Source organism: Embleya sp. NPDC127516, assembly GCF_044765325.1.
Taxonomy (GTDB): Bacteria; Actinomycetota; Actinomycetes; order Streptomycetales; family Streptomycetaceae; genus Embleya.
Genome location: NZ_JBIWJT010000034.1, coordinates 19,959 through 33,906, shown reverse-complemented (window position 1 = coordinate 33,906; position 13,948 = coordinate 19,959). Strand labels below are relative to the sequence as shown.

10 protein-coding genes are annotated in these 13,948 nt (G+C 69.9%); 7 read left to right on the top strand and 3 right to left on the bottom strand.

The genetic code is table 11. The features are described 5' to 3' along the window. Positions 1-10: 10 nt before the first annotated feature. The 3 genes from ACIRL2_RS41865 to ACIRL2_RS41855 are packed head-to-tail and all read left to right on the top strand — an operon-like array spanning position 11 to position 3,314. Positions 11-1,009, top strand: a complete 999-nt coding sequence (locus tag ACIRL2_RS41865; protein ID WP_402239576.1) for an ABC transporter permease — start codon at positions 11-13, stop codon at positions 1,007-1,009. Next, entirely contained in the window at positions 1,006-2,112 is a 1,107-nt protein-coding gene (locus tag ACIRL2_RS41860) for an ABC transporter ATP-binding protein (RefSeq protein ID WP_395860065.1), read from the top strand. The genes ACIRL2_RS41865 and ACIRL2_RS41860 overlap by 4 nt, the downstream gene beginning before the upstream one ends. After that, entirely contained in the window at positions 2,109-3,314 is a 1,206-nt protein-coding gene (locus ACIRL2_RS41855) for an ABC transporter ATP-binding protein (protein ID WP_402239572.1), read from the top strand. The genes ACIRL2_RS41860 and ACIRL2_RS41855 overlap by 4 nt, the downstream gene beginning before the upstream one ends. A gap of 105 nt (positions 3,315-3,419) precedes the next feature. On the opposite strand, the gene ACIRL2_RS41850 is transcribed toward ACIRL2_RS41855, so the two are convergent. Next, positions 3,420-4,535: a serine hydrolase domain-containing protein gene (locus ACIRL2_RS41850; RefSeq protein WP_402239570.1), complete on the bottom strand. Its 1,116-nt coding sequence runs from the start codon at positions 4,533-4,535 to the stop codon at positions 3,420-3,422. Positions 4,536-4,800: 265 nt separating this feature from the next. On the opposite strand from ACIRL2_RS41850, the gene ACIRL2_RS41845 reads away from it, so the two are divergent. Beyond that, positions 4,801-6,414, top strand: coding sequence for a PucR family transcriptional regulator (locus tag ACIRL2_RS41845; RefSeq protein WP_402239567.1), 1,614 nt, complete (start codon positions 4,801-4,803; stop codon positions 6,412-6,414). Positions 6,415-6,638: 224 nt separating this feature from the next. Next, the gene (locus ACIRL2_RS41840; RefSeq protein WP_402239566.1) at positions 6,639-7,829 is read left to right on the top strand and encodes a DUF3237 domain-containing protein; all 1,191 of its coding nucleotides are present in this window, start codon (positions 6,639-6,641) and stop codon (positions 7,827-7,829) included. 505 nt (positions 7,830-8,334) lie between these two features. Here ACIRL2_RS41840 and ACIRL2_RS41835 read toward each other — a convergent pair. Then, a complete protein-coding gene (locus ACIRL2_RS41835) occupies positions 8,335-8,541 on the bottom strand; it encodes a DUF6229 family protein (RefSeq protein WP_395860077.1) in 207 nt (68 codons plus the stop codon). Positions 8,542-9,216: 675 nt separating this feature from the next. Between ACIRL2_RS41835 and ACIRL2_RS41830 the strand changes: the two genes are divergently transcribed. Together ACIRL2_RS41830 and ACIRL2_RS41825 are read left to right on the top strand one after the other, a co-directional pair. After that, on the top strand, positions 9,217-9,483 hold the full coding sequence (locus ACIRL2_RS41830) for a hypothetical protein (protein WP_395860078.1): 267 nt from the start codon (positions 9,217-9,219) through the stop codon (positions 9,481-9,483). A gap of 130 nt (positions 9,484-9,613) precedes the next feature. Then, positions 9,614-10,672: a hypothetical protein gene (locus ACIRL2_RS41825; RefSeq protein WP_402239563.1), complete on the top strand. Its 1,059-nt coding sequence runs from the start codon at positions 9,614-9,616 to the stop codon at positions 10,670-10,672. A 325-nt stretch (positions 10,673-10,997) separates the two neighbouring features. Here ACIRL2_RS41825 and ACIRL2_RS41820 read toward each other — a convergent pair whose 3' ends face one another. Beyond that, positions 10,998-13,319 carry a collagenase gene (locus ACIRL2_RS41820; RefSeq protein WP_402239561.1) on the bottom strand — a complete coding sequence of 774 codons (2,322 nt, stop codon included), beginning with the start codon at positions 13,317-13,319 and terminating at the stop codon, positions 10,998-11,000. Positions 13,320-13,948 lie beyond the last annotated feature (629 nt).

The window sequence follows — 13,948 nt, the reverse complement described above, 5'->3', positions numbered from 1 at the left end:
GCCGTTAGCTGTGCTCACTTACCTCATCAGGCGGCTGTTCGCCGCCGCAGTGATGCTGGTGGTCATCATCATGGTGGTCTTCGGCATCTTCTTCCTCGTCCCCAAATGGGTGGGCGTCGACATCGCCGCGAGCTTCGTGGGCAAGCAGGCCGACCCCGCAGCCGTCGAGGCCGTGCGGGAGAAGCTCGGTCTGAGCGACCCCATCCACCTCCAGGCATGGGAGTTCTTCAAGGGCATCCTCACGGGCCGCACCTACGCGACCGGCGGCGATGTCGTGCACTGCTCAGCGCCGTGCTTCGGCTACTCGTTCAAGAGCGAACAGGCCGTCTGGCCGGTGTTGACCGACCGCTTCCCGGTGACCCTGGGGCTCGCGCTGGGCGCCGCCGTGCTGTGGCTGGCCTTCGGTGTCGCGGCCGGGGTGCTCTCCGCGCTCAAGCGCGGCACCCTGTGGGACCGCGGCGCGATGGTCGTCGCCCTCGCGGGCGTGTCCCTCCCCATCTACTTCACCGGCATGCTCTCCCTGGCGACCTTCGCGTTCGGGCTGAAGTGGTTCGACGCGCAGTACGTACCGCTCGCGGAGAGCCCGGGCGACTGGTTCGGCGGCATGATCCTGCCGTGGATCACCCTCGCCTTCCTGTATGCGGCGATGTACGCGCGCATCACCCGCGCCACGATGATGGAGGTGCTGGGCGAGGACTACATCCGTACCGCGCGCGCCAAGGGCCTGCGGGAGCGGACCGTCATCGGAAAGCACGCCATGCGCTCCACGATGACGCCGATCCTCACCATGCTGGGCATGGACCTCGGCGCCCTCATCGGCGGCGCGATCCTCACCGAGTCGACGTTCAATCTGCCCGGCCTGGGCCAGGCCGTGCTGAACGCCATCAGGAACCAGGACCTGCCCGTCATTCTGGGCGTCGTCCTGATCACCTCCCTCTCGGTGCTCCTGGCCAACCTCGTGGTGGACGTCCTGTACGCCGTGATCGACCCCAGAGTGAGGCTCACATGACCGAAATCGGCGAGCGGCTCCACCGGAGCAGGGTCGCGGGCGGGCCCGCCGCCGCCTCGCCCGCCCCGAGCGCGTTCCTGGAAGTGCGTGACCTGAAGGTGCACTTCCCCACCGACGACGGCCTGGTCAAGTCCGTCGACGGGCTGAGCTTCCGCCTGGAGCGGGGCAGAACCCTCGGTATCGTCGGCGAGTCGGGCTCCGGCAAGTCGGTGACCTCGCTCGGCATCATGGGCCTGCACACCACCGGCCGGTACGGCAGGCGCAAGGCGCGGATCTCCGGCGAGATCTGGCTGGACGGCACCGAGTTGTTGTCGGCCGGACCCGACCACGTGCGCAGGCTGCGGGGCCGCGAGATGGCGATGATCTTCCAGGATCCGCTGTCCGCGCTGCACCCGTACTACACGATCGGCCAACAGATCGTCGAGGCGTACCGGATCCACCACGACGTCGACAAGAAGACCGCCCGCAGGCGGGCGGTCGAAATGCTCGACCGGGTGGGCATCCCGCAGCCGGACAAGCGGGTGGACAACTATCCGCACGAGTTCTCCGGCGGCATGCGCCAGCGCGCGATGATCGCGATGTCCCTGGTGAACAACCCCGAACTGCTCATCGCGGACGAGCCCACCACCGCCCTCGACGTCACCGTCCAGGCGCAGATCCTCGACCTCATCCGGGACCTGCAGAAGGAGTTCGGCTCCGCGGTCATCGTCATCACCCACGATCTGGGCGTCGTCGCCGAACTCGCCGACGACATCCTGGTGATGTACGGCGGCCGCTGCGTCGAGCGAGGCCCGGCGGAGCAGGTGTTCCACGAGCCCCGGCACCCCTACACCTGGGGCCTGCTCGGCTCGATGCCGCGCCTGGACCGCGAGCAGCAGGCGCGGCTGATCCCGGTCAAGGGCTCCCCGCCGTCCCTGATCAACCTCCCGTCCGGCTGCGCATTCAACCCGCGTTGCCCGTACGCGGACGTGCCGAAGGGGGACGTCACCCGCACGGTCCGCCCCGAGTTGACCGAGGTCGGCAACAGGCACTGGGCCGCCTGCCACATGACACCGGAGCAGCGGGAGCGGATCTGGATCGAAGAGATTGCGCCGAGGTTGTGAGCGAGAACGCGGAGGAGAGCGCAGTGAGCATCCCTGCACATGGCGACGGCGGGCAGGCCGGTGATCTCGGCCCGGCCGTGACCGGCGGCGCGGCCACCCTCGTCCAGGACGCCGCGCCCGGCGAGATCCTGCTGAGGGTGACCGGGCTGCGGAAGCACTTCCCGATCCGCAAGGGCCTCTTCCAGCGCCGGGTCGGCGCGGTGCGCGCGGTCGACGGCATCGACTTCGAGGTGCGCTCGGGCGAGACCCTCGGCGTCGTGGGCGAGTCGGGCTGCGGCAAGTCGACGATGGGCCGGCTGATCACCCGGCTGCTGGAACCGACCGCGGGGACGATCGAGTTCGAGGGCAGGGACATCACCCACCTCGGTGTGGGTGGCATGCGCCCGATGCGCCGCGACGTGCAGATGATCTTCCAGGACCCGTACTCGTCGCTGAATCCGCGGCACACCACCGGGACGATCATCGGCGCCCCCTTCCGGCTCCAGGGCGTCGAACCCGAGGGCGGCATCAAGAAGGAGGTACAGCGACTGCTGTCGGTGGTCGGCCTCAGCCCCGAGCACTACAACCGCTACCCGAACGAGTTCTCCGGCGGGCAGCGGCAGCGCATCGGTATCGCCCGCGCACTCGCCCTCCGGCCGAAGCTGGTGGTGGCGGACGAGCCGGTGTCCGCGTTGGACGTCTCGATCCAGGCCCAGGTCGTCAACCTCATGGACGACCTGCAACGGGAACTGGGCCTGACCTACGTGATCATCGCGCACGATCTGTCCGTCGTCCGGCACGTCTCGGACCGGATCGCGGTGATGTACCTCGGCAAGATCGTCGAACTCGCGGACCGGGACCTGCTCTACAAGGCGCCGATGCACCCGTACACCAAGGCGCTCATGTCGGCCGTCCCGATCCCGGACCCGCGGCGCAGACACGCCGCGAGCGAGCGCCTCCTGCTCGAGGGCGACATGCCCTCGCCGATCGCCCCACCCGGTGGCTGCCGCTTTCACACCCGGTGCTGGAAGGCGACGCGGATCTGTACGACCGGCGAGCCGCCTCTCCAGGAGCTGCGGCCCGGTCAGCGGGTGGCCTGCCACCACCCGGAGAACTTCGCCGACCAGGCCCCGCAGGACACCGTCCTGCTGTCGGCCGCGCAGCGGACCACGAAGCCGGCCGCACCCGGCGGGCACGGTGCCGCGGGTACGGCCGGAAGGTGAGGACCGGCCGGGGGGCCGGGGGTTGGGGCGGAACCCGCCGGGGGGGGGGGCGGGGGGGGCGGCCGCCGTAGGGGCGGCCGGATTCGATGGTCACCGTCAGTGGAGTCAGCGGAGGTCGCGCATGAGCTTGCCCATGATGGAGTCCACCTTGTCCGAGTCGAACTTCTCCGAGCCGATCAGCAGGGTCACCGCCCGTCGGCCGTCGTCGGTGACGGCGTTCCTGAACTTGTGGCCGCTGGCCACGCTGCCGCTGTGTCCCCAGACGACCAGACCCGGAGCGGGCTCGTGGCGCTCGATTCCCAGGCCGTAGCGCTCGCCCGGGAAGTCGTCGGGAACGGTCTTCTTCATTTCGGCCAGTTGGGCCGGAGCCAGCAGTTTCCCGCTCAACAGGGCGGTCCAGAAGGCGGTGGTGTCCGCACCGTCGGAGATCAGCGCGCCCGACGCGTCGGCCTCCGAGGTGTTCCATTCCGTCAGGTCCACCAGAGTGGATCCGCGCTCCCCGTAGCCACGCAGGTCCGGCTTGGGGATCGTGGTGCGATCGCCGGGCCATGAGGTCTCGCACAGACCGAGACGCTTGATGATGCGTTCCTTGATCTCGGTGCCGATGCCGCGGCCGGTGACCTTGGTGACGATCAGGCCGACCAGGTTGTAGTTGGTGTTGGAGTAGGCGAAGCCGTCCGCCGTCCGGTCGGGCCTGGGCAGACCGAGCGCCTGCCGGACCGTCTGCAAGGGCTCGATGTGATCCCAGCGGTGCTCGTCCTCGTCCTCCCAGAACGGCGCGTCCAGGTAATCGGGCAGGCCACTGGTGTGCTGCAGAAGCTGCCGGATCGTGATGGTGCGCCCGTCGTAGAGCTTGGTGCGGATCAGGCCGGGCAGATAGTCGTCCACGGTGTCGTCGAGACCGATCCTGCCCTCGCCGACGAGCTGAAGCACGACCGTGGCCGTCCAGGTCTTGGTGTTGCTGCCGATCCGGCTGTGCTCGTTGCCGACGGCCTTGCGGCCCGTTCTGAGGTCGGCGAGTCCGACACCGCCGTTCCGGACGCCGCAGTTCGGACTCTTCACCGTCACGCTGATGCCCGAGGCGCCGATACCCTCCAGTGACTTCAGAGCCGTCTGGATGGGCTTGCTGTCACACTGCGCCTTCGCGCTTGCCTGCGTAGGCACCGTCACCAGAGAGGCCGCGCACGCCAAGGCCACGACGGCACTCGTCCTGTATCGCATACTTTCTCCTTCTGCAGTACTGATCCGTGGGGCGGAATCGATGGCGCCCGGTGCCGGGACAGACGGCCGCCGTACGAGGGACGGCGGGGGCGGTCGCGGTGGGTTGCGCTGCACGGGGCGGTGGGGGGTACGGTCGCCGGGGGTGGCCGCCGCACGTTTGCTGGATTGTGCATGCGGACAGCGTGGCGTCTGGACCGGCCGGGTACATGCGGTACCCGTCCAGAGATTCCCGGAATGTTTTGTGCGACTGGCTAAAGAGGTGAGGATGCTCGGTACCGGGGTTCCCGATCTCGGACAAGTCCTGGAAGTGTTGGGCTCGTCGCTGCTGCGGCCGTTGACCGTACCGCCGGAAAGCCTGGTGCCGGTCTCGGGCGTCCTCATCTTCGAACGGCGAGCCCCGCTTCCACTTCCCCCGGTCCGGGACGCGATCCTGCTCGCCGTCGGAGTGGGGATGGTCGAAGCGCAGGCGATGGAGTTGGTCGCCTCGGCGGCCGAGGCCGGGTACGCCTGTCTGGTGGTGAAGAGTTTCGGCGAGCCGGTCACCCAACTCGTGGAAGCCGCCCGGAAATCCGGCATCGTGCTGCTTGCCGCGGACGAGGCCGTGGCCTGGCACCATTTGGATGCCATGATCTCCTCGGCTCTCACCCCGACGGTGCGCTTCGGGCAGGCCGCGGGTGCCCCGGCCGTCGGCGATTTGTTCGCGCTGGCCAACGCGATCGCGGGGATGGTGGGCGGAGCCACCGTGATCGAGGATCCGCACCGGCGCATCCTCGCCTACTCGACGTTGCCCGGCCAGGCCGTCGACGAGGGCCGTCGCCAGGGCATCCTCGGCCTCCAGGTGCCGGAGGGCCCGGAGTACGACGAGCAGTACCGGGTGCTCACCAAGGTCGAGCGCACCTGTCGGTTCGCCGCCGTCGCCGGGGGTCTTCCTCGTCTCGGTGTCGCGGTCCGCGTGGGAAACGAGGTGTTGGGTTCGATCTGGGTCGTCAATGCCGGGGAACAGTTGGACTCCGTTGCCGAACAGGCCCTTTCCGATGTGGCGGACAACGTCGCGCTGCACCTGCTCGCGGCCCGGACCACGGAATCCGCCGTCCGGCGCAGGTACGCCGACCTGTTGCGACGGCTGCTCGCCGACCCGAGCAGCGTCACCGCGGTGGCGCCACAGCTCGGCCTGGACCCGAACCTGCCCGTCGCGGTGGCCGCATTCGCCGTCGCCTCGGTCGATGCCGAGGATGTACTCACGGCACACGCGGCCACCCGGCTCGCCGACTTGGTGAGCCTGCACTGCGAGGCGCGCTACGGCAGGCACGGCTGCGCGTTGATCGACGCGACGGTCTATGCGCTGCTGCCGGGCGGGCCTTCGCCGGACGCGCACCGGGAACTCGTCGCCTATATCGCGCGGCGGGCCCACAGCGCGCTCCGCGTGCCCGTTCGGGCCGGTCTCGGCTCGATCGTCGAGGGGCTGCGCTCGATCGTGAGCTCACGCGCCGACGCGGATCTCGTCCTGCGTGCGCTCTCCGAGCGGCCGGGTGATCCGGAGCCGTGCCAGGTGGCCACGATCGACGAGGTGTGGGCGGGCGCGACGCTGTCCGCACTGGCCCAGATGCTGGCCACGCACGAGGTGCTCCCCCGCGGACTGGGGCCGGCGGTCCGCGCCCACGACGTCGAGCACGGCACCACCTATGCGCCCACGATCCTCGCCTACCTGGACGCCAACGGCGATGTCGCCGCCGCCTCCCATCGGCTGTCCGTGCACCCGAACACGATCCGCTACCGCCTTTCCCGCGCCGGCGAAATCTTCGGTTTCGATCTCGCCGACCCGGACGAACGCCTGGTGTTGTGGCTGCGGTTGCGCCTCGGCGACCAACTCGGCTGGTGAACGGTCGCCATCACCGGGCCTGCTTCACGACCGGGTCGCGGGGGCGACCCGGTCGCCGGACACGCGGTGGTGGCGGTGCCGGGGTCGGGTATCGCGTTCGTTTCGATTCCCTCTCATCCGAAAGGCGCGAGGGCACCCGCACTTTCTGGATAGTGGCGTTTTTCGGCCACGGAGAACATCCTTTTCGAGCCGTCGTGATCAAGGTACGGCCGGAAAGAGGTCCCATGAAGCACAAGCGCAAGCTCGTCGTCGGCCTGGGTGCGATCACCATGAGCCCGGGCATGATCGCGGGCGCCGGATCGGCGAACGCGGGGACGAACAACACCGATTACGTGTATACGGGCAGCACCGCCACCGGCAAGGTGTGGTTCGATCACGACGGCGACTGGTTCTACGCCCAGGACCTGGCCACGGACAGCCACGGCGTGGCCGTCCAGTACCGGATCAACGACTCCTACGCCTATCCGCTGCTGGTCAACAACGGCGGCAAAGGCAGCGTCAAGGCCTTCAACAAGGATTTCCCCGAAGGTGCCACGGTCTGGTTCCGAGCCTGCCTGACCGAGGACAACGTCGCCTGGGACTGTGACTCCATGGCTTGGTCAGGCCAAGGCCTGATCCGACCCGACGTACAGATTCGGCCGAAACGGCTCGCCGGAAGACCCACTCCCAGCGGGCCGTTTCGCTGCGCCCACGCGACGAGCGACGATGACTTTTCTCGTCCGCCGTCCGCGGAATGTCCAATTCTCGCTCGCAGTCCTGCACGAGACTGCGACGTCGGCGGTGCCGGCCACGCCAAATACGGCCCTGGCGCACCATTTCCCGCTGCCGTCGGGGAACTTGCTCACCACCGCCCGGCACAGCGCCTCTCCTTCCGCCGCGCTCCGGCAACCTCGACAGTGCGCCAGACCCGCGGTGGCCTCGTTGGCCTGCCTGCCCCAGGGCGAGGAACCCTCATGACCTTCACCCCCGCCCTCGAGTTCGCCTTCGAGATCCGCGCCCACGTCGCCGAGACGCTGCACATCGGCAATGGCGACGGCGAGAGAACCGAGTTCACCCCGATCGTCGGCGGCACGGTCGCCGGCCCCTGGTTCACCGGCACCGTGCTGGCCGGCGGCGGCGACTGGAGCAACACGCGCGGCGAAGTCTGCGAACTGGAGGCGCGCTACCTGATCCGCGCGGACGACGGCGCGGTCGTCGACATCGTCAACCGCGGCTACTACCACCCCGCACCGGAGAGCCCCGACCAGTACGACGGCGACCTCCGGGTCACCGAGAAGGGCCACTACTACCGCACCTCGCCGATCTTCCGCACCGACGCCCCGGCCCACCGCCGCCTCACCGAGACCGTGTTCGTCGGCCTGGCCCGCCCGGACGGGGACGACGTGGTGGTGATCAGGATGTACGCGGTGGGCTAGACCCTGCCCGAGGTGGCGTCCGCGACCCGCTACGGCTCACCGGCCTCGCGTGCTGCGGGGCCTGGCGTTCGACGCGCGCGGTCCGGCACGGCCGCACGGGCCTCACGCGGCCCGGAGGACGCGTGGGACGGGTGGCCTGCCCGATGTGGGCCGGCTACCCGGGTCGGCTCGGGACCCGATCCGTTTCGTCGTGCTCGCATACGACCGCGAGCGGGCGTTCGCCGCCCCGAAGACACACCTGCTCGCCGGCGTCTCCACAATGTCGCCGTGCCCCTCCCCATGCCCCGAGCCGGCGGCACTCGCGGCCCCCGAGGCACTCCGGTCGCGGCGGCGCGCACGGTGACGGGCGCGTCCGAGCCGCGTACGGTCGGCGGAACCCGGCAGGACACCGCGATGCCGAACACCTCGCAGACCGTCCGACCCGGCCCCACGCATCGCGAATCCTCACGTGCCGGCCCGCTCGTCCCGAGCCGTACCCGTCACGCCGCGAATCGACGCGGATTCCTCAACAACACATGCGGGTGCGGGAGACCGAGCACACGGTGCCGCAGGTCTGGGCGGCGACGTCGATCTCGGTCAGTCCTCGCTCGGTCGCCGACCCTCCGACATAGAGGGAACCGGCCGGGTTCTCCATACCTCGGGGTGATCCGGCGCCCGCGCGCCAGGCGGCGACGATCTCGTCGACGGGGATGCTGTGCGATGTCGTACGCATGGCGACACCTCTCGTCTTCCCTGGATGCCCGGACCTCTCGATGCAAAGACCCGGTGGTGCTCGGACGGCTCTCGGCCGCCCCGGTCCGGAGCGCAAGGTGCGGAACCCACACCGTATCGCCGCGGCACAGCGGAAAACACCCCCGGAGAACGTGCGTTGCGTCAGCGTGCGCCACACCGTCCCCCTCAGCCCGGCCGATACCTCGGCGACCGCCGGCACCGGACCGGATCGCGCCCCCACGCGTCCTGGGCGGAGGTTATCGACGTTGCGCGAGCCGGCGGGCCAACCCACTGCGACTGAGCGGTTGTCGATACGGGTACACGCCCTTGTCCTGTCACCGAGGCGCGTCCGGCACCGACGCGTTCCGGCCCGGTTTCCACATGTAGGGAGAGTGCCGTGACATTCGCATCCGAACCTCGACCACCCACACCGCCACCGACGCCGACGCATCACGAACCCACCACACCCACCGCGCAATTCGAGACCTGGGGACCCCCGCCCGGGCCGCCCGTCCTCCCTCCACGACACGCCTCACGCACGGCCCGCAGGGATCCGACCCCCTCCCGATCCACCTCCCCCTCACCCCTGACACGTCCCGCCCCCGCGCGCCCGACAGCGACCACGCCGGCGCCCGCGACGACGGGAACGTCCGGCAATCCGTTCGAAGAACCGTCCGTGGACGGCACGCATGAGCCCCCGGACGACGCGTCGCAGACGTTGCTGCGACTGACGGCGACACACCGGCCGATCCCCGACCTCGCTCGCATGATCGCGATCCTGCGAGACTGCCCCGGATCCGCCGCCGACGACGTCCTGCGCGAGGCGGCCATGACACGACCCGTCAGCGACCTCGTACAACTGGCGGAACTCCTGCGCGACCCCGCCCACTCCGCACAAAGCAAGCACCCCACCGCCCAACCCGACCCACCCCACCCGCGATAGGCCGGCGCGGCGGGCGCCGGTGGCCGGGACTGAGCGATTGCGCAAGCGGGTACACGCCCTCGTCCGGCGACCGGGAGCGTGTCCGGTACAGGCGCGGTCCGGCCGTGTTTCCACGCGCAGGGAGAACCCCGTGACCTTCGCACCAGACCCCGAACCATCGACGCCCGCACCGCTGCCCAGGCATCACGAACCCCCCGCGCCGAGCGCCTATTTCGACACCTGGACGCCCCCGCCCGGCGCTCCCCCGCGGCCCGCCTCGCCGCCGACCCGCCCGAGCGGCGCGGCGCCTTCGTGGTCCGCCCCCGCGCCCATGACGCCGCGTTCCGATCCCTTCGCGCACCCGGCACCGGGCAACCCGGTCGAGGAGCCCGACCACGACACGACGGACGACTTGCCGGACAACGCGGCGGAGACGTTGCTGCGCCTCGCGACCACCCATCGCTCCGTCCCCGAGGTCGCACGGATGATCGCCATCCTGGGCGACTGTTCCGGAATGGCCGCCGACGAGGCCCTGCGGGAAGCCGCGATGACACGGCCGGTGAGCGACCTCGTGCTCCTGGCGGACCTGTTGAGCAACCCCACCCACGCCAAGCAGGGCAGGCGCCCGGTCGAAGTAGGCGACCCGCACCGCCCGAACGGGCCCGTCGGCCCGGGGAATGCCGGCGGGTTCCCACCCCTGCCGCCGGCGTTCACCGCCACCGCGTCACCGGCCGGGACACCGTCGACAGCCACCGAGAAGGTCGCGGGGACGGCTCTGCGCTGGGCCACCGCGGTGGGCCTGGCGGTATCCGGACTGGCACTCGGCAGCGCCATCCCCGCCGCGTTCCGCACACCCCCATACGCGGCCGGGTGGTTCGCGCTGTCGGGTCTGGTGTGCCTGTTCCTGGCCGGGGTCACGGCCGTGCGCGCCGGTCGCGGCACACGCCTGGCCGCCTTGGTGGCGGGATGCGTGACGATCGCCACCGCGCTCGTACCGCGACTGGTCGCCGACGCCGGGAGCAGGATCGACGCGTGGGGCCCGATCGCCCTGGGCGCCGGCACACTCACCGCGCTGTGCGCGGCGGCCGTCCTCACCCGGCCCGCCGGCTCGCCCGACACCCGGGGCCCGCGCCGACGGATCGACTTCGAACCGTGGGAGGCCACGATGCTCGAGAACCGCCCCGACAGTACCGCCCGTCTGCTCGGCTGAACCCGAATCGTCGCGGCCCCGGGCCCGCGCGCCGAGGCCGGCCGACGTGCCCACCGATCCCCACCGAAGCGAGGGCCCGCGTTAGGAACGGGAACGGCCTCGACCGCACGCACGCGGTCCGGGGCCGTTCCCGCCGTCCCTTCCACGAGCGACGGTCCTTGCCATCCGGTTGCGGATGGCAAGGACCGTCGTCATGCCTGGGCCGCCCCGATTCCCGGCTGTTCCGCACCGGTCGGGCTCGCCTTGCCGGCCGGATCCCGGTCCGACGGATCTCTGTCCGACAGATCCCGGTTCACCGGGGCACGGTGATGCCCGCCGGACCGGCTCACTTGTACTGCGTGGTGACGTTCACGCCGCCGAAGGTCTGCGCGGCGGCGAGGGTGAAGTAGACCCAGCCGGACGGCGGGGCGGCGATCGTCAGGGTCTCGCCGTTGCCGGCGTTGGTGGACTTCGCCTGGTAGTTGCCGGTGGTGGCCCAGGTGCTGCCGCCGTAGTACAGGTCGGCGTTACCGGTGCCGCCGCTGCTGGTGATGGTCAACTCCTTCGCACCTGCGGGCAGGTACAGGAAGTGGTAGCTGTAGTTGCCGGTGGTGGCCGCGAGATTCTCCCGGCGGCAGTTCTTGTCGAACTGACGGGGGTCGGCGTTGGTGCAGAGCGGGGTGGACGAGACCTCCGGCAGGGGGCCGCAGTCGTCGGTCGCGCAGGTGGTCGTCAGCCAGGTGGCGAAGCCTGCGTCATAGCGGGAGCCGATGGTCTGCTTCAGGAAGGTGCGGGCACCGGTCCAGTCGCCCGCGCGGTACTTGCCCAGCACGGTCTCGACGTCCGCGGGGTGCGCTTGGAGCATGTAGCGGACGGCCAGGAAGCCCCACCGGTAGACCCGGGCCGAGTTGACGTCGGGGTCCTCGACCTGGTCGTAGACGGTGTCGAACAACTCGCCGAGCGTGTAGGTCTTGTTGCCGGCCACGGCGATGGCGTCGGCGTTGCGCTCGTTGCGGTAGCCGAACGAGACGTTCTCGGCGATGCCCTCGACCCACCAGATGGTCGGCGTGGTCATGCCGGCCTCGAAGTCGCCGTACATGTTGTAGCGGCCGTCGAGGTAGTGGGTGTACTCGTGGTTGAGGTTCCAGATCTCGAAGGACGGACGCAGCCAGTCCGCCTCGTGGGCGATGAAGCGGGCCTGGTTGCCGGCCTGGGTCGGGTTGCCCTCCTCGTATGTGCCGCCGTTGTCGACGTCGACGTTGTAGATGGCCCAGGCGTACAGCGCGTATTGGGTGTAGTCGTCGAACGCGACGACCTCGAGGTTGGTGTTCACGTCACCCGGGATCGCGCCCTTGTCGCCGATCACCCGGTGGAAATAGGCGTCCTGGTTGATCAGGCTGTTGCAGGTGGTGGCCAGTTGCCCGGGGGACATGTCCTGGGCACGGAACTTCAGGTTCGGGTTACAGGAGTGCCGGATCGGCAGGACCACGGGGAGCACCCGGTCGGCGAGGTCACAGATGGCGTACGCCGCACAGTTGTTCCGGTCGAACTCGCGCGTGTACCAGGCCAGGTTCATGGTGAGCGGCGCGGTCGGACCGACGTTCGGGTAGCGGTTGATCAGGTCCTTCAGCAGTGGCCGGACCCGGTCCTTGAGTTCGGGGACGTCGAGGGCGTAGCCGAGGAAGCGGCCGACGTTGCTGACGACGTCCAAGCGGTTCAGCTGGGTGTTGTTGCGGATGATGAAGTCGGACCAGGTGTCGAGGATCGCGGGGTCGGCCTTGAGGGCGGCCCGCCAGCCGCGGCCGTCGTTCTTGGCCTTGAAGCCGTTCTCGACGACCCACTCGACGTGCTCCACGGCAAGGGTCATCCGGCTCGGCCACGTGCCGCCGTAGCCGGCGAGCAGCCACTTGACGACGCCGGCGTACCGGCCGGCCGTGTGGGTGCTGTCGATCAGCGTGACGACCTCGTTGAGGGTCTCGCCGTTGGCGTCGGTGACGTCCTTGCTGCGCGGGGAGGCGAAGAAGGCGTCCAGCGCGCCGCGGGCCGCGGTGTCCAGCGCCGGGCCGTAGTCGCCGACGGCGTCCGCGTTGTTGTCCTGCACGTAGTAGCCGGCGCGCAGGAACATCACCAACTGTCCGATGGAGGTGGTGTTGTTGCCCGGGTACGTCGCGGAGGTGTCGCGCAGCGCGTCGGCGACGGTGACCATCTTGGCTTCGCGGAAGGCCGTCCCCGCGGTCTCCCCGGTGAGGTTGAACAGCGGGTAGGTGCAGGTGACCCCGGGGAGCTCCTTGAGGTGTTGGATCAGCGCCGCGCCCGAGGAGTTGATCACTCCGGACAGGTCGCCGCAATCGTTTGCGGCGGCCGAGAACTGCCCGTCTGTGTTGGCGGGTTCGGCGGTCGGGGCGGCCGGCGTGGCAAGCTCCTCGGCGCCTTCCTGCGAGGAGATCTTGAAGCCGAAACTGTCGGTCCTGGCGTGGGGTGACCTGGGGACCGGGATCGACCGCGGCGCCGGGGCCGCGGCTTTGGCGGCGCTTACCCCGGCCGGGGTCGTGGCGCCGGCGGGGGCGGCCTGGCTCTGCGGCGCGAACAGGCCGAGCGCTATGCAGAAGGCGACGCCGAGCGCAGGGATTCTGCGCGCGTTGGCCTTCGATATCCGGGAGAGACGCATCTGTGGAGGCCTCCGGAGCGTTGTGGCCGCGTACGGGAACGCAGCCTGGCGGTATGCGACATGTAACATGGCACATGTCGCATCGCGCCGGAAGAGCCTGAGGCGGAATGCCGCCCCACCACAACCGAAACATCCGCATATCGCGAGGTCGAGTGGGACGAAGTGCGTCGGGCAACTGGGCGCCGGGCGCCGGCAACTCTCCGGTCGAGTGCACGAACGGGCCTACGTACGGGGGGTGTTCCCAAGTGCGGTCCGTTACCGGCAAGTTGCGGCGACGCCCGTGCGGCGGACCACCCCCGCGCGCCGAACAGCCCTGCGCCCTCGACCCTTGGCGATCGGACCTCGCCCGCCGACGAGCGACCCGGCGGCGGCCCCGGTGAGTGTTCTCATCGCCGGGACCACCCGAGACCGCCGCGCCCAATCGCCGGGACCACCCGAGACCGCCGCGCCCATTCGACGCCGACGCGCAGCCACACGCGAGATTCGGTCGGCGGTCGGCGGTCGAGCGTCAGCCGTTGTCGGTCCCCGGGAGCCCGAGACCCACGAATTCACGATTCCGCTGCCGGCCGCCGAATGCCCGGTCGGGTGGATGGCCCTCGACCCGCATTCAGGCACCGGTGAATCCGTGC

Excerpts from the sequence above, each read along its gene's own strand:
- ACIRL2_RS41835 (WP_395860077.1), bottom strand. The coding sequence starts at position 8,541 with ATGCGTACGACATCGCACAGCATCCCCGTCGACGAGATCGTCGCCGCC.
- ACIRL2_RS41840 (WP_402239566.1), top strand. The coding sequence starts at position 6,639 with ATGAAGCACAAGCGCAAGCTCGTCGTCGGCCTGGGTGCGATCACCATG.
- ACIRL2_RS41850 (WP_402239570.1), bottom strand. The coding sequence starts at position 4,535 with ATGCGATACAGGACGAGTGCCGTCGTGGCCTTGGCGTGCGCGGCCTCT.
- ACIRL2_RS41820 (WP_402239561.1), bottom strand. The coding sequence starts at position 13,319 with ATGCGTCTCTCCCGGATATCGAAGGCCAACGCGCGCAGAATCCCTGCG.
- ACIRL2_RS41860 (WP_395860065.1), top strand. The coding sequence starts at position 1,006 with ATGACCGAAATCGGCGAGCGGCTCCACCGGAGCAGGGTCGCGGGCGGG.
- ACIRL2_RS41845 (WP_402239567.1), top strand. The coding sequence starts at position 4,801 with ATGCTCGGTACCGGGGTTCCCGATCTCGGACAAGTCCTGGAAGTGTTG.